Origin of the sequence: Motiliproteus sp. (genome assembly GCF_965230735.1) — a bacterium.
GTDB lineage: Bacteria > Pseudomonadota > Gammaproteobacteria > Pseudomonadales > Balneatricaceae > Motiliproteus.
In genome coordinates, this window is record NZ_OZ246016.1 from 3,787,680 (window position 1) to 3,805,836 (window position 18,157).

At 57.9% G+C, this 18,157-nt stretch carries 20 protein-coding genes and 1 other RNA gene; 12 read left to right on the forward strand and 9 right to left on the reverse strand.

Translation table 11 applies throughout. The features are described from left to right. Positions 1 to 202: 202 nt before the first annotated feature. From ACO05M_RS17570 to ACO05M_RS17580, 3 genes are all read left to right on the forward strand, one after another. The gene (locus tag ACO05M_RS17570; protein WP_421865921.1) at positions 203 to 853 is read left to right on the forward strand and encodes a hypothetical protein; all 651 of its coding nucleotides are present in this window, start codon (positions 203 to 205) and stop codon (positions 851 to 853) included. Between the two features lie 66 nt (positions 854 to 919). After that, positions 920 to 2,320, forward strand: coding sequence for an ATP-binding protein (locus ACO05M_RS17575; protein WP_421865924.1), 1,401 nt, complete (start codon positions 920 to 922; stop codon positions 2,318 to 2,320). Further along, entirely contained in the window at positions 2,310 to 3,038 is a 729-nt protein-coding gene (locus tag ACO05M_RS17580; RefSeq protein WP_421865926.1) for a response regulator, read from the forward strand. The genes ACO05M_RS17575 and ACO05M_RS17580 overlap by 11 nt, the downstream gene beginning before the upstream one ends. Before the next feature lie 84 nt (positions 3,039 to 3,122). On the opposite strand, the gene ACO05M_RS17585 is transcribed toward ACO05M_RS17580, so the two are convergent. Then, complete coding sequence (locus ACO05M_RS17585) at positions 3,123 to 4,229, reverse strand: GGDEF domain-containing protein (RefSeq protein ID WP_421865929.1); 1,107 nt, start codon at positions 4,227 to 4,229, stop codon at positions 3,123 to 3,125. A gap of 412 nt (positions 4,230 to 4,641) precedes the next feature. Here ACO05M_RS17585 and ACO05M_RS17590 point away from each other — a divergent pair, with 412 nt between their 5' ends. The 4 genes from ACO05M_RS17590 (at position 4,642) to ACO05M_RS17605 (ending at position 9,266) form a co-directional block, all read left to right on the forward strand. Beyond that, the gene (locus tag ACO05M_RS17590; RefSeq protein WP_421865932.1) at positions 4,642 to 6,273 is read left to right on the forward strand and encodes a BCCT family transporter; all 1,632 of its coding nucleotides are present in this window, start codon (positions 4,642 to 4,644) and stop codon (positions 6,271 to 6,273) included. A 56-nt stretch (positions 6,274 to 6,329) separates the two neighbouring features. After that, complete coding sequence (locus ACO05M_RS17595) at positions 6,330 to 8,219, forward strand: DUF294 nucleotidyltransferase-like domain-containing protein (RefSeq protein ID WP_421865935.1); 1,890 nt, start codon at positions 6,330 to 6,332, stop codon at positions 8,217 to 8,219. 15 nt (positions 8,220 to 8,234) lie between these two features. Beyond that, entirely contained in the window at positions 8,235 to 8,975 is a 741-nt protein-coding gene (locus ACO05M_RS17600) for a 3'-5' exonuclease (protein WP_421865938.1), read from the forward strand. 75 nt (positions 8,976 to 9,050) lie between these two features. Next, entirely contained in the window at positions 9,051 to 9,266 is a 216-nt protein-coding gene (locus ACO05M_RS17605) for a hypothetical protein (protein WP_421865941.1), read from the forward strand. Between the two features lie 86 nt (positions 9,267 to 9,352). Here ACO05M_RS17605 and ACO05M_RS17610 read toward each other — a convergent pair whose 3' ends face one another. After that, positions 9,353 to 9,958, reverse strand: a complete 606-nt coding sequence (locus ACO05M_RS17610; protein ID WP_421865944.1) for a LysE family translocator — start codon at positions 9,956 to 9,958, stop codon at positions 9,353 to 9,355. 127 nt (positions 9,959 to 10,085) lie between these two features. Here ACO05M_RS17610 and ACO05M_RS17615 point away from each other — a divergent pair, with 127 nt between their 5' ends. Continuing rightward, positions 10,086 to 10,565: an Lrp/AsnC family transcriptional regulator gene (locus ACO05M_RS17615; RefSeq protein ID WP_421865946.1), complete on the forward strand. Its 480-nt coding sequence runs from the start codon at positions 10,086 to 10,088 to the stop codon at positions 10,563 to 10,565. A 56-nt stretch (positions 10,566 to 10,621) separates the two neighbouring features. Here the strand turns inward: ACO05M_RS17615 and ACO05M_RS17620 are convergent, their stop codons facing one another. Next, positions 10,622 to 11,608, reverse strand: coding sequence for a DMT family transporter (locus tag ACO05M_RS17620; protein WP_421865949.1), 987 nt, complete (start codon positions 11,606 to 11,608; stop codon positions 10,622 to 10,624). A gap of 99 nt (positions 11,609 to 11,707) precedes the next feature. Between ACO05M_RS17620 and ACO05M_RS17625 the strand changes: the two genes are divergently transcribed. From ACO05M_RS17625 to ACO05M_RS17640, 4 genes are all read left to right on the forward strand, one after another. Further along, complete coding sequence (locus tag ACO05M_RS17625; protein WP_421865952.1) at positions 11,708 to 12,562, forward strand: LysR family transcriptional regulator; 855 nt, start codon at positions 11,708 to 11,710, stop codon at positions 12,560 to 12,562. Between the two features lie 123 nt (positions 12,563 to 12,685). Continuing rightward, positions 12,686 to 12,982 carry a DUF1330 domain-containing protein gene (locus tag ACO05M_RS17630; RefSeq protein ID WP_421865954.1) on the forward strand — a complete coding sequence of 99 codons (297 nt, stop codon included), beginning with the start codon at positions 12,686 to 12,688 and terminating at the stop codon, positions 12,980 to 12,982. 75 nt (positions 12,983 to 13,057) lie between these two features. Further along, positions 13,058 to 13,813 (forward strand): phosphoribosylformimino-5-aminoimidazole carboxamide ribotide isomerase, encoded by a 756-nt coding sequence (gene hisA / locus ACO05M_RS17635; protein ID WP_421865956.1) that lies wholly within the window; start codon positions 13,058 to 13,060, stop codon positions 13,811 to 13,813. 23 nt (positions 13,814 to 13,836) lie between these two features. Further along, positions 13,837 to 14,316, forward strand: a complete 480-nt coding sequence (locus ACO05M_RS17640) for a MaoC/PaaZ C-terminal domain-containing protein (RefSeq protein WP_421865959.1) — start codon at positions 13,837 to 13,839, stop codon at positions 14,314 to 14,316. 22 nt (positions 14,317 to 14,338) lie between these two features. Here ACO05M_RS17640 and ACO05M_RS17645 read toward each other — a convergent pair whose 3' ends face one another. From ACO05M_RS17645 to ACO05M_RS17670, 6 genes are all read right to left on the reverse strand, one after another. Continuing rightward, positions 14,339 to 15,124 (reverse strand): ABC transporter ATP-binding protein, encoded by a 786-nt coding sequence (locus ACO05M_RS17645; protein WP_421865962.1) that lies wholly within the window; start codon positions 15,122 to 15,124, stop codon positions 14,339 to 14,341. 30 nt (positions 15,125 to 15,154) lie between these two features. Continuing rightward, a complete protein-coding gene (locus tag ACO05M_RS17650; RefSeq protein WP_421865965.1) occupies positions 15,155 to 15,934 on the reverse strand; it encodes a substrate-binding periplasmic protein in 780 nt (259 codons plus the stop codon). Positions 15,935 to 16,068: 134 nt separating this feature from the next. Further along, complete coding sequence (locus ACO05M_RS17655) at positions 16,069 to 16,404, reverse strand: Rap1a/Tai family immunity protein (RefSeq protein ID WP_421865967.1); 336 nt, start codon at positions 16,402 to 16,404, stop codon at positions 16,069 to 16,071. Positions 16,405 to 16,553: 149 nt separating this feature from the next. Beyond that, positions 16,554 to 16,650: signal recognition particle sRNA small type (gene ffs / locus ACO05M_RS17660), an RNA gene on the reverse strand. 70 nt (positions 16,651 to 16,720) lie between these two features. Continuing rightward, positions 16,721 to 17,140 carry a TlpA disulfide reductase family protein gene (locus ACO05M_RS17665; RefSeq protein ID WP_421865970.1) on the reverse strand — a complete coding sequence of 140 codons (420 nt, stop codon included), beginning with the start codon at positions 17,138 to 17,140 and terminating at the stop codon, positions 16,721 to 16,723. 205 nt (positions 17,141 to 17,345) lie between these two features. Beyond that, entirely contained in the window at positions 17,346 to 18,035 is a 690-nt protein-coding gene (locus ACO05M_RS17670) for a Crp/Fnr family transcriptional regulator (RefSeq protein WP_421865973.1), read from the reverse strand. Between the last annotated feature and the right edge of the window lie 122 nt (positions 18,036 to 18,157).

The window sequence follows — 18,157 nt, forward strand, 5'->3', positions numbered from 1 at the left end:
CGATAAAACGGTAAGCGCCGGTCTCTTTGCCGCGCAGTAAAGGCCGCTAGCCTAGCGGAAGCGCGGATACCGAAGCAACGACTTCCCCCTACTCCCCAACCGTCCTCACGTATTTGCACAAACTTTGCACATTCTGCGCATCTTTATTGCACAAAGCTTGGCGATAGTTCTCCTCAACAACCTTGTTCTGAAGGAGAACAGCATGAAAACGATCCTAGTCACCAAACTGACTCAGCCCATCAAATCGGCTAAATGGCTCAAAGCCGTCGGCGCCGCACTGCTGCTGGTCGGAAGTCTCGGTCTCAGTTTCAGCCAGGCCCAGGCGGCAACACCAATCACCTCCCAGTTTCCGCTGGCCCAATCGACCGTGATGGAGGTTATCGGTGATCGTCTGCCGATGCGCGCCGAACTGGATCAGCTCAAGCGAGAAGATCCGCAACTGTACAACGAGGTGATCTGGGAGCTGTACGACCTCGTCGAAGATTATCAGCTGGCCCAGATTCAACGGGGCACCGAGCTGGCTGAACTGTCGCTGGAGTACGATCTGCTCAGCCTGGAAGCCGATCAGTTGGCGATGGAATACCTCGAGGCCCAACACCGGCTAACCGCACCGGCCGTGGCCGAATATCAGGCGCTCAAACAGGTTGCCGAACAGTTGGTTGATCTGGAGACCCAATTGCTTGAGCATGAGATCCTGCCAGGTAGTCAAACCCTCAGCCCTACCCAACTGGCCTCGCTGGAGCGCTGGCAGGAGTCGCGTCAGGCGATGCGATCGGAGCTGGTCCAGCGAACCCTGGATGACTACCTGAACCTCGATGAAGAGTATGAGATGAGCTCAATCGAGTTTGAATAAACCCCGGCAGCCAAGGGATGTGCCGTGCCACCAGCGCACCGCACACCCTTTTTGATGAGCAACAACGTGCAACTGACCCTACGCCTGAAGCTGTTTCTGATCCTGGTCACCACCAGTGTCGCGCTGATCCTGAGCATGCTGTTTTTCACCCTATCGTCGTTTGAAGTGGGGGTCAGCGATTACCTCAGCGAGGTCAACGCCCAACGGATGGAGAAGCTTAGCCGACGGCTGGCACAACTCCACCAGCGTCACGGCAGCTTCGAGTTTCTGGAACAGGACCCGGTGCTGGCAGCAGCCTTAGAAGGTTTGTTGTGGGAGGGGGAATCCGAAGCCGAGTTACTCGATGAGATCCCGGAGGAGGAGCTGGCGGAGCTGGAGTACGGTTTCGTCCCGCTGATCTTTATTCTCGACCCCGACCGCCAGCCGCTTTACGGCGACTATGACCCGCAGGCGCCGGCCAGGCTGCAGCCGATCGAACAGGATGGTCAGCCCCTGGGATGGTTGGGTATCCGAGAAGACGAGTTCGGCGACGGCACCGTCACCTTTATCGAGGCCCAGACCCGCGAGTTCTGGATCATCGCCGTGATCATGGTATTGGTGTCGATGCTGGCGGCACTGATTTCGGCGCAACATTTCCAGCGCGCGATTCGACCGCTGATCCGAGGCACCCGAGCCCTGACCCAGGGCCACTACCGCACGCGAATCGACGTCACCAGCAAGGACGAACTGGGCGATCTGAGTCGCGACTTCAATCAGCTCGCTACAACCCTGGAGCAAAACGAGCAGGCCCGCCGCAAATGGGTTGAGGATATCTCCCACGAACTGAAGACACCGCTGACCCTGATGCGCGGCGAGATCGAGGCGGTGCAGGATGGTCTGCGGGAGATGACTCCCGCCACGCTGGAATTGCTGAGCCAGGATATCGACCGACTCAACCACCTGGTCGACGATCTCAAAGCCCTGTGGCAATCCGAACCGGACGCGCTGCAGCTGGAAACCGCCCCCTGCCGGATCGACCAACTGCTGCGCCAATGCCTGGGCAAGTTCGAAACTCAGCTGGCGGCTCAACAACTCAAACTGAGCTGTGAACTTGAGGCGGACATTGAGATTATCGCCGACCAGAAGCGGTTGACCCAGGTAATCGATAACCTGCTGACCAATTCACTGCGCTACACCGATCAGCCCGGCGAACTGAAGATCAGCCTTAAACGAACCAACTCCAGGATTCAACTGTGCGTCGAGGACTCCGGCCCCGGTGTCGGCGACGGCGATTTGCCGCGCCTGTTTGACCGCCTCTACCGGGTCGAACGGTCGCGCAATCGAAGCCTGGGGGGCTTTGGTATCGGCCTGGCGATCTGCCGCAATATTATTCAAGCCCACCAGGGTCGGATCGAGGCCCATCATAGTGAACTTGGAGGCCTGAGAATCGAGATCGAATTACCGGGAGACGTCACCGATGCACGCTAAACAGATTTTGGTAGTCGAAGACGAGCAGCGGGTCGCCGAGCTGCTTCGTGACTACCTGCACCGCGAAGGCTATCAGGTGCATTGCCTGTTCAGCGGCAGCGGCGTAATCGACTGGGTCAAAGCGCATCGGCCCGACCTGATTCTGCTGGACCAGATGCTGCCTGAACGCGACGGACTCTCGCTGCTGCAGGAGATGCGAACCTTCACCGCTGTGCCGGTATTGATGGCCACCGCGCGAACCGAAGAGATCGACCGGCTGCTAGGACTGGAATCCGGCGCCGACGATTACATCTGCAAGCCCTACAGCTTTCGCGAAGTGGTCGCCCGGGTCAAAGCGGTGTTGCGACGCCAGCCCGGCAAGATGGCGGAACCCTCATCGGAGGCCGGTGCCGAAACCGACAGCACCGGAACCAACAGCAAACTGCCGTTGCAACTGGATGAAGGGCGCTGCTGCGCTAAGCTCCACGATCGGGAGGTATTGCTGACCGTCATAGAATTCCGACTGTTGCAGGCGTTGCTGCAGCGTCCCGGCCAGATCCTGACCCGAGAACAATTAATGAACCGGATCTACCCCGACTCACGGATCGTCAGCGATCGAACCATCGACAGCCATATCCGTAAGCTCCGGGCCAAACTGGCCGACGAAGGCGGACGCCCATCGCTGATTCGCTCGGTCTACAGCGCCGGTTATCAGCTCGATTTGAATGCGCTGGACTAAGATTCTCTACCGATCCCAGCACGCAACAAAAAGCCCCGAATCAACCGATTCAGGGCTCGCTGGAACACTCATACGATAACGGGATCAGGACTGGTAGCGAATGCAGTTCTTGCCGTCCCTTTTAGCACGATAAACGCCTTCATCGGCCGCTTTGATAAAGGCATCGTAGTTGTCCATGCTGCGATCTCGCACTGCGACGCCGACACTGATACTGCCTTGCCACTCCCCTTCACCGGTGGTCACAGTCAGGCCATTGACCGCTCCCAACAGCTGTTCGGCAACGATGGCGGCACCTTCGACACCGGTATTCGGGCAGATAATAAAAAACTCGTCCCCCCCCAGGCGGGCGACGACGTCGTCGGTTCGAACCGAGTTTTTCAGCATGATCGCCAGCTCCTTGAGAACCCTATCGCCACAATCATGACCATAACCGTCGTTGATCTCTTTGAAATGGTCGGCATCGATCATCATGCAGCTCAGCGGCTTTGCTGCTGCGATCGCTTCGTCCCAGAGAATCGACAACATCCGCATCGCATGCCGACGATTGGGCAGACCGGTCAACACATCGGTCAAGGCCAGCTCCTCCAACTCTTTGACGGCGTGTTGGAGTTCCATGGTCCGCTGCTGTACCAGCTTTTCCAGGTTGTTGTTAAGGTGCTGCAGCTCTTCGTTTCTGCGTGATACCTGCTCAAACAAACCATTCAGCGCTTCCAACAGCGGCCCCAGTGCTTCATGGGACTGCAGAATACCCTTCTCAAATGCCTGGGCCGGTGTCATCCCTTGATTGATATAGCGGATCTGGCGAGCCATAAACTGATCTTCACCAAGGATATGGAAGGCCAGCCAATGGGACAGGAAGGCCAACAGGTCTCTGGAACTTTGGGGTGAACTGTTTGGATCGGAGTTGGATAGACGCTGCACATCATCCAGAAACATTCGATGGGCCTTGAAGTGATGATCCAGATGGCGCTGATCAAGTCCCGAGTCGATCATAAAGCGCTCTTCCTCTTCAAAGTGGAAGAGCGCGTAATCTTTCAGGCCACCCAACAACTCGCCCAGATCCTGTTCGCTGAGCTGATTGGCTGAAATTTTTTCTCCAAATAGATTGATGCTGTCTACGAGGTGGCGATGCTGATCATCGACGCTATCCAACCCCGTTTCAAAATGGGTATCCCAATGAAATGCTTCCATACGTTAATCCCTGGGCGAGGGAACCTGCGTCGATAAAAAGAGCGTCTGACGGCAGATTCAGCCCTGTCTCTTCACAGCAAAACGCTGAACATACCATAAAAACTGATAAAGAATGTGGGATTCGATGTCCCTGTAATTTCTGCTTTGTGGGGGAAGCTAGTCGGCAGGCATGTTAAGCTTGTTGGGTACCGGCCCGGGCGGGGCAAGGCTTTCCGCTGGGTTCGTTTTCAATCGTCTGTTATCAGCAGCCCCTTGGCTGTTGCATAGCAGCCCCTTGGCTGTTGCATAGCAGCCCCTTGGCTGTTGCATAGCAGCCACTGTCAATTCGGACCAAACCGAAAGCCCAGCCCTTGTATAACCAACCAGGGTCGTTTTCAGATTTTTAGATGACATCAATGCCCTGGGAGGCAACATGAGTGATGCAAAGGAGCTGATGGCTCCAGATGGGAAGGTCAATCCCATCGATACGGATTATCAAGTCGGACAGGACAACGTCGTGGTCAACGTCGGCCCGCTTGGACTGGATATCCACAACCGGGTTTTTGCTATTTCTGCCCTGCTGGTGATCGCGTTTGTGGTTCTCACCCTGGCGTTTCAGAGCCAGGTCGAGCCGATGTTCAGCGGACTGCGGGGCTGGCTGACCTCTAATCTGGACTGGTTCTTTATCAGCTCCGGCAATATTTTCGTGCTGGTCTGCCTGGGCCTGGCCTTCTCACCACTGGGTAAGGTTCGACTGGGCGGCACCGAGGCGACCCCGGATTACAGCTATCTGGGCTGGTTCTCGATGCTGTTCGCCGCCGGAATGGGGATCGGCCTGATGTTCTTCGGGGTATCCGAGCCGCTATCCCACTTCAGCAGTTCCCTAGGCGGCACCAGTATCGAGAACGGTGTGCGCACCGACTGGGCGCCCCTGGGCGCGGCGGCCGGCAACACCGAAGAAGCGGCCCGTCTGGGCATGGCTGCCACCATTTACCACTGGGGATTGCACCCCTGGGCGATCTACGCCGTGCTGGCACTGGGCCTGGCCCTGTTCTCCTTCAACAAAGGACTGCCGCTGACCATGCGCTCGGTGTTTTACCCGCTGCTGGGTGAGCGGGTCTGGGGCTGGCCGGGCCATATCATCGATATCCTGGCGGTGCTGGCGACCCTGTTTGGTCTGGCGACCTCGCTGGGCTTCGGTGCGGCTCAAGCCTCGTCGGGATTGAACTACCTGTTCGGCATTCCCGAAGGCAACACCACCCAGATCATTCTGGTGATCGCAATCACCCTGATCGCGCTGGTTTCGGTTGTCGCCGGCCTGGACGCCGGCGTCAAACGCCTGTCCGAGATCAATATGGTGCTGGCCCTGATGCTACTGTTGTTTGTGATTGCCGTGGGACCGACCCTGGCTATTCTCAGCGGTGTCTTCAGCAATCTGGGGGCCTATCTGGAATACCTGCCGGCACTGTCCAACCCGGTGGGTCGGGAAGACGTTAACTTCTCCCAGGGCTGGACTGCGTTCTACTGGGCCTGGTGGATCTCCTGGTCACCCTTTGTCGGTATGTTTATCGCGCGGGTATCCCGGGGCCGCAGCGTCCGAGAGTTTATCGTCTCGGTTCTGCTGATTCCCTCCGCAGCCTGCGTGCTCTGGATGAGCGTGTTCGGTGGCACTGCCATCAACCAAGTAGTCAACGACGGCTACCAGGCGGTCACCCAGGCGGCCCTGCCGCTGCAGCTGTTTACCATGTTGGATGTGCTGCCGCTGGCTAAGATCACCTCCTTTATCGCCATTATTCTGGTGGTGGTGTTCTTTATCACCTCATCCGACTCCGGCTCGCTTGTCATTGATGTGATCGCCGCCGGCGGCAAGGTCGATGCCCCGACGCCGCAACGGGTGTTCTGGTGCAGCTTCGAAGGCCTGATTGCGATCGCGCTGATCCTCGGTGGGGGCCTGGTAGCCCTGCAGGCGATGTCGGTGTCGACCGGCTTCCCGTTCACCGTGGTGCTGCTGGTCGCCTGTATCGCAGTGGTTAAGGGGCTGGCGTCCGAGCCTCGGGCTGACTGAAGATACAACCATCATTCTAGCGCCGGTCAGGCCGGCGCAGTTTTGGAGATCGGCGGATGTCGCTTCCCGAAAACCCTGAAATCGCCCAATTTCTGCGTGAGCACATGCCCTTTTCATCGTTGTCTGACGAGGAGTTGCAGCATGCAGCCAGCCAGATCGAAGTAGCCTACTTCAAGGCGGGAAGCGAAATACTCAGTCTTGGTGGTCAGGTCGATGCCCTGCATGTCATTCGTAGCGGCGCGGTGGAGGTGTTTCGCCGCAATGGCAGCCTTTACAACCGACTCAGCGAAGGCGGCATCTTTGGCGAATTCGGGCTGTTACGCAACGGGATGGTCCGTTTCCCGGCCCGGGCGCTGGAAGACAGCCTGGTCTATCTGCTGCCGGGGCCGATCTTCAACGAGCTGTTCGAGGCCAATGAAGAGTTCGCCGACTACGTCGAGGTCGAAGATCGAACCCGATTGCGTCAGGCAGTGTCACAGCGTGAAGACGCCAACGACCTGATGAACGCCCCGGTGCGCGATCTGGTAATGCGCGAACCGGTTACCGTCTCGGCTTTCGCCAGCGCCCAGGAAGCAGCCCAGAAGATGGTGGAGACCGGCATGGCCGCGCTGTTGGTCACCGACACCGGCCAGGCTGAGGCCGAAGCGATCACCCATGAGCCGCCAACCGTGGTGGGGATCATCACCGACCGGGATCTGCGCGACCGACTGGTCGCCGAAGGGCGCGACTACAGCACCCCGGTAGCCCAGATCATGTCCCCGGCACTCTACAGTGTCGAGTCAAACCAACTGGTGTTCGAAGCGATGCTGGTAATGCTTCAGCACAACGTTCACCACCTGCCGGTGATGCGCCGCGGGGTACCGTTGGGGATGGTGGATCTGACCGATATCATCCGCTACGAATCCCAGAACAGCCTGTTCGTGGTCAGCAGCATCCATCGCCAGATGGAGGTTGGGACGTTGAGCGCATTGTCTGCCGATGCCGCCGCCTGTTTTCGACGGATGGTCACCGAGGATGCCAATTCGCGGATGATCGGCAGCGCGATGGCGGTGATCGGCCGCAGCTTCAAACAACGGTTGCTGGAGCTGGCCGAGGAGAGTCTGGGACCGCCACCGGTCCCCTACTGCTTCGTCGCTCTGGGCTCGATGGCCCGTGATGAGCAAGCCCTGGCCAGTGACCAGGACAATGCCCTGATCTTGGACGACAGCTATGACGAAGCGCAACATGGCGACTACTTCGAAGCCCTGGCCAAGTTTGTCTGCGATGGACTGAACGCCTGTGGGTATAGCTATTGCGGTGGCGATGTGATGGCCACCAATCCCCGTTGGCGACAGCCACGGCGGGTATGGCAGCGCTATTTTGATCAGTGGATCGAGCAGCCCACCCCCGAAACCCTGCTCACCAGCTCGATCTTTTTCGATATCAAAGGTGTCTGGGGCGAGGTGAGCTGGGCCGATCAGCTATACCGCCGGATCCTGGACAAAGCCCGGCGCAGCCCGAGGTTTCTGGCCTCCATGGCTCGTAACGCCCTGCTACGCACGCCGCCGCTGGGGTTCTTCAAAGACTTTGTGATGGAGACCGACGGGCGTCACGGCAACTCGATCAATATCAAGCGTCGGGGTACCGCACCGCTGGTCGACCTGATCCGTGTCCATGCTCTGGCGGTGGGTTCCGAAGCGCTGAACTCGTTTGAACGCCTGGACGACATTATCGCCGCCGATATCCTGCCGCGTGGGCGGGGCCAGGATCTTCGCGATGCGCTAGAGTTCATCTCTCTGGTTCGAATACGCCATCAGGCGCTGGATCTGGACGACGAGCGCGAGCCGGATAACAACATCGAACCGGAGAACCTGTCGGAGTTTGAGCGCAAGCATCTCAAGGATGCCTTCCAGTTGCTCAGCGATGCACAGAAGTACCTACGATTTCGCTACACCCCCGGTCGCTAACCCGGTCAAACGAAGATGTTTTATCTCAAACCCGATCACCTCGACAGCGATTTCCGACCGGATCAGGCAGTCCAAAACTGGGCGGCTGAGTTTCAACGGCTGGCTCAGCAGGCCAGGGATCCGCGTCTTCAAAGCTACTATCGGGCGGGCATGGTCGCCGCTGATACCCCGATCAGCCAGGCCCCGCTGGTGGCGATGGATTTCGAAACCACCGGGCTGGATCCGGAGCATGACGGTATCGTCAGTATTGGTCTGGTGCCGCTATCCCTGGCAAGAATCCGCTGCGCCGATGCCCGTGAATGGATCCTTCGCCCCCGCGCTCCCCTTTCTTCCAGCTCCGTGGTCATCCATGGGATTACCCATTCCGAAGTTGCCGATGCCGACGACCTGAGCAGCATTATCGCCCCCCTACTCGAGGCCCTGACCGGTCGAATCCTGGTGGTCCATTGCAGCGAGATCGAGCGCAAATTCCTGGATGCCGCGCTGCGCTTGCGGATCGGCGAAGGGATCCGCTTTCCGGTGATCGATACATTGGAGCTGGAAGCCCGCCTGCATCGCCCGTTGTCGATCTGGAGCCAGCTGTTCAAACGCCAGCAGGTCTCCATCGCCCTGGCGGAGAGCCGCTCCCGCTACCGGCTGCCCTTCTATCGCCCCCATCACGCCCTAACCGATGCGCTGGCCTGCGCCGAACTGCTGCAGGCCCAGGTAGCCGACCGTTTCACCCCGGAAACCCCGGTAAGCGAGCTATGGTCTTAACTTCTCGCTACTGATCGCCGGTCCGCAACTACACTTCAGGCTCAATGGATCACCACAAAACACCGGAGCCAGACCATGAAACCCCTACTCCCATTCCTGCTAGCCCTGCTGCTATGCTCCCCCGCGGCCAATGCCAAGGATAGCGATAACAACCGCTGGCAAGCAGTCAGAGCCGACGACGAAGGTACCGCGATCTGGATCCTCGATACCCGGACCGGCAAGGTCAAACGCTGTTTGATCAGTGGCGTCAGTGGCCAAGGCAAACCGGACTGCACACCGCTGAGTGATTAATGCTCTGATAGAAGCGCTTCACCATGCAGCAGGGGCCTGGCCAGACTAACGATGGAAGATGAGAGTAGTGTTGCGATCTCAAGCCCTCAGCCGGTCTGCACCAACATATAAACCACCGTCATCGCCAACGTCAGCCCCAGTCCCCGGTTGATCCATAGCATCTGCTGGGGCGAACTGAGCAGTCGGTTCAAGATCGCCCCGAAGTAGGCCCAGGACAGCGTACAGCCGGTCATCACCAGCAAAAACAACCCGATGATCAGACCGACCTGGATCGAAAAACGCTCGGCCGGATCGGCAAACTGGGACAATACCGTCATCGCAGCAATCCAGGCCTTGGGGTTCAGCAGCTGTACCAGGGCGCCACTGACAAACCCTGAGGGTTGAGATGCCTCGGCTTCGGTCTCAACCCGTGCAAACGCGATGCCCCAGGCCAGATAGAGCAGATAGAAAGCACCGGCAAATTTCAGCAGCTGGTATAACTCCGGATAACGATCAAACAAACTCACCAGCCCGGCACAGGCGCCGACAAACACCACCAGTACCCCGGCGGCGGTGCCGGCGACAAAAGGCAGCGCGGCGGCAAAACCGTAACGATTCGAAATACCCAGCAACGTCAGATTACCGGCTCCAGGCGTGATCGACATCGACAGCGAGAAAAAGAACAACGCTATCGCCCCATGAACACTCAACATTTCCACTCCTCCGCCACTGCAAATGCATCACGATGACGAAGTAGTTTATGGAACCAGGCAGGAATTAAATTGCTTTATCCATTAAGCTACAAACAAATTTGAGCAGAATTTTTCCCATACAAGCCACATGAAGAAAGAAACCACCAAACCACAGTTTGATAACACAGACCTTTCCCTGTTGAAGCATATCCAATCGGACGGCCGGATCAGCAACAGCAAGCTCGCCGAGAAGGTCAACCTAAGCGAAACCCCTTGCTGGCGACGTTGGAAAAAGCTCGAAGACGAAGGCTACATCGATCAGTATCGAGCAGTGCTGAATCGCAAAAAACTTGGCTTCAACGTGGTCGGTTTTACCCAGATTACCCTCAGCAGCCACGAGGAAGAGAATACCGATCTATTCGAGCAGTTCGTCGCCCAGACCGACTGGATCCCTTTATGTCACTGCGTCACCGGCACCTTCGACTTTCTGGTCCAGGTCGTCGCCCGGGATCTGGATGAGTACTATGAGCGCATCCATCAGTTGCGCCGAGTTCAGGGTGTCAGCGCGCTTCACTCCAGCGTGTCGGTCAAAGAGATCAAAAACAGTAGTCTGCTGCCGCTGGATTAATCCTGCAGCCGAGGGCATAACGCTTTTGGAAGTCGCCATGGCCAATGCCTTGATCGTCAACGCACTCGAAGGTCGCCGATAGATGCCTCACTGGATAGATTTTGGTGACTGGGTTGATCAACTTGGTTAGCGCGAAAGTTCGCCATTGCCACCCCCGTGAGCACCAGACCACCGCCGATCAACACCGGCAACACCACCGGCTCATCCAACAACAGGATCCCGAACAGTACCCCGAACACCGGCACCAGGTTGGTATAGAGTGCCGTTCGCGCCGGCCCCAACTGGTTCACCCCCTGATAGAACCACAGGAACGGAATCACGGTGCCGCCCAGCGCCAGATAGAGGATCGCGGTGATCGCCTCTGCGTTGAGATCAGCCACCAGGCTCGCCGAGGGATTGATCAAACAACTCACCAGCAACAGCAGGAATCCCCACAACGAGGCGTAGGTCGTTGCCACCAGTGCTGACAGACCACGTAGTGCCTGCTTACCGATCACCGTGTAGGCGGCCCAGCTCAGGACCGCGGTGATGATCGACAACTCGCCAGCCCCGAAGCCGTTCCCCAGATCGTTGATCAGCAGGCTTAACTCACCTCGACTGATCACTAGCGCCACCCCCAGCAACGCCACGACAAAGCCCAGCCATTTGAGCGGCGACATCCGCTCACCAAACCCGATCGCCATCACCAGTGCCACCACAATGGGGTTCAGGGCCACAAAGATCGCGGTACGTGAAGCCGGCAGCTGGGCCAGCGCCTGCAGAAAAAACAGGTTATACAGAAACACCCCGGTCGCACCCAGCGCCAGGGTACTGAGCAGTTGCCCGGGGCTGAGTCGCGGTAGGCCCCCCTCCCGTTTCCAACTGAGCAACAACAGCAACAGCAGCGCAATACCAAACCGTGCGGTTGCGCCCGGAAGCGGCTCCACACTGGCAGTCAGAATACGACCGGCCACGAAGGTCCCGGCCCACAGCATCGCCATCATAATCAGTCGTAGATGGATAGATGGACGGATCACGGCTTTGAAAAATCGGTCGTTAGGCATCGACAAGCTATTCGACTTGATTGAGATAATTGATATGGTTTCACTTATGCTGACTCATAGACAAACAAGGAATAGCTCATAACACGGGTACAACTGGAAGTGTTCTCGCTGCTGGCCGAGCTGCGCGGCTTCACCCGGGTGGGCCAACGCCTGGGGATCAGTCAGTCCGCCGTATCCCACGCTCTCAAGAGCCTGGAGTCTGACCTCGGGGTGGGTCTGTTCGATCGCACCTCATCCCAGATCGAGTTAACCGACATCGGCGCCCGACTGCTGCCCCGTGCCCGGGAGATTCTGGGACTGACGCAAACGATCCAGCAGGAGGCGGCTGACTACCTCGGCCTGCGTCAGGGAAGCCTGCGAATCGGCTCCTTTGGTCCCACCTCCACGCTGGTATTGCTGCCACCTATCTTGGAAGCCTTTCACCGCGACTACCCCAATATCGAAGTCCATATCCAAGAAGGCAGCGATGCCGACGTGGTTCACTGGATACAGCAACGTCAGGTTGATCTGGGGTTCGTGGTACTGGACGATGAGCGGTTCGAGACCTATCCACTGCTGGAGGATCAACTGGTGGCGCTGGTACCGACCGACAGCGAGCTAGCCCGATGCGACCAGATCAACTTGGAACGGTTATGCGGACAGCGCTTCATTATGACTGAAGCCGGATCGAGCCCGTTGATCGAGCGACTTTTCAACGATGCCGATCTGGTGCCGAGCATCAGCTCGCGGACCTCGCAGGTATTGAGCACCATGACGCTGGTGTCCCGGGGCGAAGGAGTCGCTATCGTCGCCGAATCCGCCATTCCGTCGATGGTAACGATGCCGGGACTGGCGATCAGGCCGCTATCGCCCAATCGCCATCGACGAGTCGGCCTGGCGCTGCTCGACAGCCGTAGAGCGACCCCGGCGACTCTCGCCTTCATCCAAATCGCAACCCGCGAACAAACGCCTTAGGGTCACGCCCACCCCGGAACGTTGAAGCATCCAGCCTGCCGAGTCTGTATCGGCTTTCCTGACTATACTCTTGCGACCCCCGCGACGCCGAGCCGAGCCAAATCCACCTTCGGGAGCCCCGCGATGAGCAAGGCCTACAATATCGTCAATATCACCGCCATCCACGATCAGCAGAAGTTCAATGACTATGTGGTCGGCCACCTTCCGACCGTCGAGCAGTACGGCGGCCGTTTTCTGGTCAAGGGCTATCGGGGCGAAGTACTGGAGGGAGAGATGCCCAGCAACCTGATGGTGGTCCACGAGTTCCCCAGCATCGAACAGTTCAGGGCCTGGTATGATTCGCCGGAGTATCGCCCCTGGAAAGCCCTGCGCCAGTCCTGCGCGACTATCAATGCTATTTTGACCGAGGGCGAGTCGTAGCCATCATCACAAGCTTCGTCGACTCAAGCGGGTACGCTATAATCCGGCCCCTATCCACTCTTCGAGGACTTCAGCTTGACCCAGTTCCGCCCCTGTATCGACCTGCATCAGGGCCAGGTCAAACAGATTGTCGGTGGCAGCCTGAATGACCAGGGCGCCGCGACCAATTTTGTCAGCAGTCAGGATTCAGGCTACTACGCCGAACTTTACCGCCGCCACAACCTGACCGGCGGCCATGTGATCGCCCTCGGTCCGGGCAACAAGGAGCAGGCGATCAAGGCGCTGCAGGCCTGGCCCCAGGGGTTGCAGTTTGGCGGTGGCGTCAATGCCGATAATGCGGCCGAGTTTCTCGAAGCCGGCGCCTCCCACCTGATCGTCACCTCCTACCTGTTCGAAGGCGGCCAGTTCAGTTGGGAACGGTTGGAGAAGATCAAGGCCGAAGTCGGTCGCGAGCGGCTGGTTCTGGATCTGAGCTGCCGTAAAACCGACGACGGCTGGCATATCGCCACCGATCGCTGGCAGACGGTGACCGAGCTGGCCATCACCCCCGAGACTTTGGCCGAGCTGGAGAGCCACTGCGATGAATTCCTGATCCATGCCGCCGATGTCGAAGGACTGCAGGGCGGTATCGACGAAGCGCTGGTCAGCCTGCTCGGTGCCCATGCACGGATTCCGATCACCTACGCCGGTGGCGCGCGCTCGCTGGAAGACCTGAAGCAGGTCGAGCAGCTCTCCAACGGTCGAGTCGATCTGACCATCGGCAGTGCGCTGGATATCTTCGGCGGTCAAGGCGTCACGCTGGAGGAGTGCATCCAGTGGAATCAGCGCTGAGTTGCTGACAGCGATCGACCTACATGAGCACTGAATTCTGCCCCCTGCCCGACGGCGCCCGACTCTGGTACTGGGATGATTTTGCCCCGGGGCAGTGCTATCAGTTGGGCCGTTACTACCTCTCCAAGCAGGAGATCCTGGAGTTCGGTCGCCACTACGATCCGCTCACTATCCATACCGATGAAGCGGGGGCGAAACAGACCCCGCTGGGCGGCCTGTGCGCCAGTGGCATCCAAACCATTGCGGTGGCCCAAAAGTTACAGATCGAACAGCTGTTCAGCAAAACCGCCATCGTCGCCGGCGCCAGCATGAACAACCTGAAGCTTCGTCGGCCGGTTTGGCCGGATCAGTCGCTCAGCGCCCGGATAAAGATTCAACGCTGCTACCGCATGCCGACCAACGCCAAGCACGGAATGGTCGAATACCAGATGTGGGTGCTGGATCAGCAAGGTGCCCGTGTCGCCAGCTTTGAGATTGGCATCGTACTGCAGTGCCGGCCCTAGGCCCCTACAGCAGACTCGGCGCCTACCAACTGAGTCGATACCAGCCCCGACTTTGCTGCAATCGAAGCTCCAGCCCATACAGGCGGCTGAGGTTGTCGCTGTTCAGCACCTCGGCCTTGGGTCCGTCGGCCAGGATCTTACCGTTCGAGATCAGCACCACCCGCTCGATCTCGGGAATAATCTCCTCTACATGGTGGGTGGCCAGCAACAGCGAACGCTCCGCTCGGCATAACTGCCTAAGGGTCGTGAGCAGCTGAAACGCCGCACCGATATCGAGCCCGGCGGTGGGTTCGTCCATGATCAACAGCTCCGGCTGATGGATCAGCGCACGCGCCAACAGAAATCGGCGCTGCTGACCGGTGGACATCCGCTGATACATCCGCTCTTCCAGCTCGCTCACCCCGAGCGAAGCAATCGCGGCCCGGGCTTCATCGAGCTGCTGTGGTGACGGCTGCAGATGGGTGTGGGCGCCGATAGCGCCGAAAAAGCCGGACACCACCACCTCCAGCCCGGTGGAGTAAGGCGTATAGCCAGTCTGAAGGTCGTGGGAAACCAAGCCGATCTTGCGGCGAAGCTCCCACAGGTTGACCGTTTCGGAGCCATAGAGCCTGACATAACTGTTCGGGCGGACCACCGGATAGATCTCACGGGAGATCAGCTTCAGCAGGCTGCTCTTACCCGAACCGTTGGGGCCGAGAATCGCCACCCGCTGCTGTGGCTGCAAACAGAAGGACAGGTCGTCGAAGACCTGCAGATCCTCCCGGTAGGCACTGACGTTGGTTATCTCGACAATCAGCTGGCGCTTCACATCTCTCCCCATCTACGGCTTAACAACGGCTCAAGGGGTTAGCGTACTGCCGGGGCTGACATGTTGTGCCACCAGGTGTTCAACTTGGCCGCTGGCCTGGAGATCCGCAAGGCTGGCATCAAACCGGTTCATCAGGGCTTGAGCGTTGGGGTGAGTTTTGGGAATGATCAGGTGGTGACCGATTCGGACAAAGGGTTTCGACAGTACCTGAAATGCCAGTTTGCCGTCTATCTGTCTGCGTTTGAGGGTCTCGGCGGTGGTCTTGTTGGTCATCACCAGGTCGACCCGCTTTTTGCTCAACAACCGAAAACAGCCTTCCATATCGCTGGGATGCACAAGCGCAATATCGCCCTGTTGGTGCAGTTTCTTCAGGCCAAACAGGTTGTACCCGAGCGGCTTGCAGATCCGCAGCCCTTTCAGGTCAGCGTCCGACTCATATTTCAACGGCGAACCCGACAGCCCGATAAAGACCTCTTCCAGGTTATAAAGCGGCTTCGAAAACAGCCATGTCTTCTCGCGCTCCTCGTTCTTCGAGTACGCAAAGGTGCCTAAGAAACGTCCTCGCAAGGTAGTTTCATAACCCCGCTTCCAGGGGAGGTAACTGACCTCTACGTTCTCCCCCATCGCAGTGAATGCTAGCGTGATAATATCGGTGGCCAGGCCTCCGGCAGGCAGGTCCTTACCGGTAAAGGGCGGAAACTCCCCGGTAACGAGCTGATGATTGTCGGCTTTCGAGACAGCCGCCAACAATGCGAAGAGCAGCAAAGCGATAGCTCGGAGCGTACCGGCTCGGTATTGCTTGTTAGCCATCGTAGGACTCACGGGAATAACTCACTTGCCTGCAATCCATGCAAAGCGACGACGAAGATACTGGAAGTTCCATTAAAAATAGACCATCGCCACGATTCTGCCTTTTTTTGCCGGCTATTCCCTTCTCAGCAGCCTTATTGAGGCTGGCAGGGATAAAGTCGCTGTAACGATTCGGTGACGGCGTCGAGCAGCATCGGCGCCGCATTTGGGTTAGCCACGATATCTTCAACCACCGCCTTGCCAAGCTGACGATAGGATCGGTCAAAGCACCAATCAGTCCGGCCGGAGGTTTTCATCTGCTGCTTCAGGGTATCCCGAATTGCGGTGACATAACCCAGGCAAAAACCACTTTTTTCCGGCTGACTCTGGCAGATCGCCATAATATCCTGAGCGCTTGGCTTAGGCGCAGCCAGCGCCGGAAGACTCAGCAAGGCACATAACAACAGAACGGTGCGCGGAAGGATTTTCATTGGTTTCCCCATACGAATCAGTCAACTAATCAGCCGCTAGTATACGCCCAGCCGGCTTGGATTCGGAACCGCAGAGAGGAGATAGCGCCGATGCGATTGGCATCAAAACACAGCAGAGAAGATTGAGCGATCGCCCAAAATGGAGGCGGCCCCACCAGCCACACCCCGGCACACAAATCCACCGCTGTGGCTGCTCCCTTCCGGGCCTGACCAGGTTCACGGCTTATCGTTGCGGGGGGACCAATGGGGCCACCATAACGGCGATTTTCAACAATAGAAGATGAAGATCGGCAACAGGGGCGCGATTATCCCCGATTCATTCGGAGGGCGCAACCGGGTTTTCCGCCTTTGCGGTACCCAAGCTACTGTTTGCAAGGTATTCCCGGATCATATGATCGGCAGCCGGATCATCCCATTCGACATAGCTGCGTAGAAAGCTGAGCACCCTGCCGTCTGCACCGATAAAGAAACTGGACGGAAACACGTCGACCGGAAACTCGTAACTGAACGCCAATTTGGAACCGGTATAGAGCTCCAGATGCTCTACCCCCAAACGCTTATAGTAGGCCTTGGCCCCTTCGTAGCCGCTACGATCCAGCGCCACGGCCACCACTTCGAAGCGTTCGGAACCCAGCCGCTGCTGGAGTCGGTCCAGCGACGGTAGTTCACGCAGACAGGGCGGACACCAGGTGGCCCAGAAGTTCAGCAGGATCAGCTTACCCTTAAACTGATCCAAGCTAACCGCCTCAGATTTGCCGCGGACGAAAGCTACCGAGTTGATCGTCAGCGGCGGTTTAATGGGGATAAAGCTGTTAACGGTGCCGTCAGAGGGCTCCGTTTGTTCATGGTGAGCCTGCGCAGAAACCGTCAACCACAGCGCGGCCAAAAAACAGCCCAGCTGCCGCCGACGGTTTAAAGTCAACCATCGTATAAGCATTCGTTTACTCGAACTGATGCAACTGTTCGAGGCTAAGGATGGTGATTTCACGCCCCTTAACTTCGATAACCCCCTTTTGGGCCAGGGTCGACATTAAGCGCGAGAAGGTCTCGGGTTTGACCGACAAGCGGGAGGCGATGACATGCTTGGGTGAGTTCAGATAAAACTTACAGCCGTCTTTCGCGCCAGAGGGCAACTGACTGGCCAGGAAGCGAACCACCCGGTAGGTGGCGTTCTGCTGGGTCAGGTTGAACACGTCGTTCAGGCGAGAATGCAGGCGCATACTCAGGTCGCCCATGATCCGCATGCAGGCATCGACATTATGCTGCAGCAGCTCGTAATAGACGCCGCAATCAATGCCGTAAACCCGAGAGGCCTTGAGGGCCTGGGCACTAACCGGGAACTGAGCACGGCGCATAAACATCACCGCTTCGGCCACGGTCTGTCCGGGAGAGACGATCTCGATCACTTTCTCATTACCGTCCGGCGCGGTACGGAACAGCTTGACCAGACCATCGGCCAGCAGGAAGAAGTGATCGGCGGGCTGCTCTTGGTAGAACAGCGTCTGTTCCGCCTTAAGCTCATACAACCGGACAGATTTGATCATCTGCTCCAGTTCTGATTCGGAAAAATTGGAAAACAGGAAATGACGACGAATGGCGGCCAACGCCAACTGCTGCTGTTGTGCATCCATAAATATAAGGTGATCCTGAACCCAGAAATGTCAGTGAATTTATTGTTCTAAGCGCTTAGGCGCTAGCGGCTATTGTAGCGAACACTTGAATCGTTTTCTTCACCTAATAGTCGACAGCGTGA

Excerpts from the sequence above, each read along its gene's own strand:
- ACO05M_RS17570 (WP_421865921.1), top strand. The coding sequence starts at position 203 with ATGAAAACGATCCTAGTCACCAAACTGACTCAGCCCATCAAATCGGCT.
- ACO05M_RS17580 (WP_421865926.1), top strand. The coding sequence starts at position 2,310 with ATGCACGCTAAACAGATTTTGGTAGTCGAAGACGAGCAGCGGGTCGCC.
- ACO05M_RS17585 (WP_421865929.1), bottom strand. The coding sequence starts at position 4,229 with ATGGAAGCATTTCATTGGGATACCCATTTTGAAACGGGGTTGGATAGC.
- ACO05M_RS17590 (WP_421865932.1), top strand. The coding sequence starts at position 4,642 with ATGAGTGATGCAAAGGAGCTGATGGCTCCAGATGGGAAGGTCAATCCC.
- ACO05M_RS17595 (WP_421865935.1), top strand. The coding sequence starts at position 6,330 with ATGTCGCTTCCCGAAAACCCTGAAATCGCCCAATTTCTGCGTGAGCAC.
- ACO05M_RS17600 (WP_421865938.1), top strand. The coding sequence starts at position 8,235 with ATGTTTTATCTCAAACCCGATCACCTCGACAGCGATTTCCGACCGGAT.
- ACO05M_RS17605 (WP_421865941.1), top strand. The coding sequence starts at position 9,051 with ATGAAACCCCTACTCCCATTCCTGCTAGCCCTGCTGCTATGCTCCCCC.
- ACO05M_RS17610 (WP_421865944.1), bottom strand. The coding sequence starts at position 9,958 with ATGTTGAGTGTTCATGGGGCGATAGCGTTGTTCTTTTTCTCGCTGTCG.
- ACO05M_RS17615 (WP_421865946.1), top strand. The coding sequence starts at position 10,086 with ATGAAGAAAGAAACCACCAAACCACAGTTTGATAACACAGACCTTTCC.
- ACO05M_RS17620 (WP_421865949.1), bottom strand. The coding sequence starts at position 11,608 with ATGCCTAACGACCGATTTTTCAAAGCCGTGATCCGTCCATCTATCCAT.
- ACO05M_RS17630 (WP_421865954.1), top strand. The coding sequence starts at position 12,686 with ATGAGCAAGGCCTACAATATCGTCAATATCACCGCCATCCACGATCAG.
- ACO05M_RS17640 (WP_421865959.1), top strand. The coding sequence starts at position 13,837 with ATGAGCACTGAATTCTGCCCCCTGCCCGACGGCGCCCGACTCTGGTAC.
- ACO05M_RS17650 (WP_421865965.1), bottom strand. The coding sequence starts at position 15,934 with ATGGCTAACAAGCAATACCGAGCCGGTACGCTCCGAGCTATCGCTTTG.
- ACO05M_RS17655 (WP_421865967.1), bottom strand. The coding sequence starts at position 16,404 with ATGAAAATCCTTCCGCGCACCGTTCTGTTGTTATGTGCCTTGCTGAGT.
- ACO05M_RS17670 (WP_421865973.1), bottom strand. The coding sequence starts at position 18,035 with ATGGATGCACAACAGCAGCAGTTGGCGTTGGCCGCCATTCGTCGTCAT.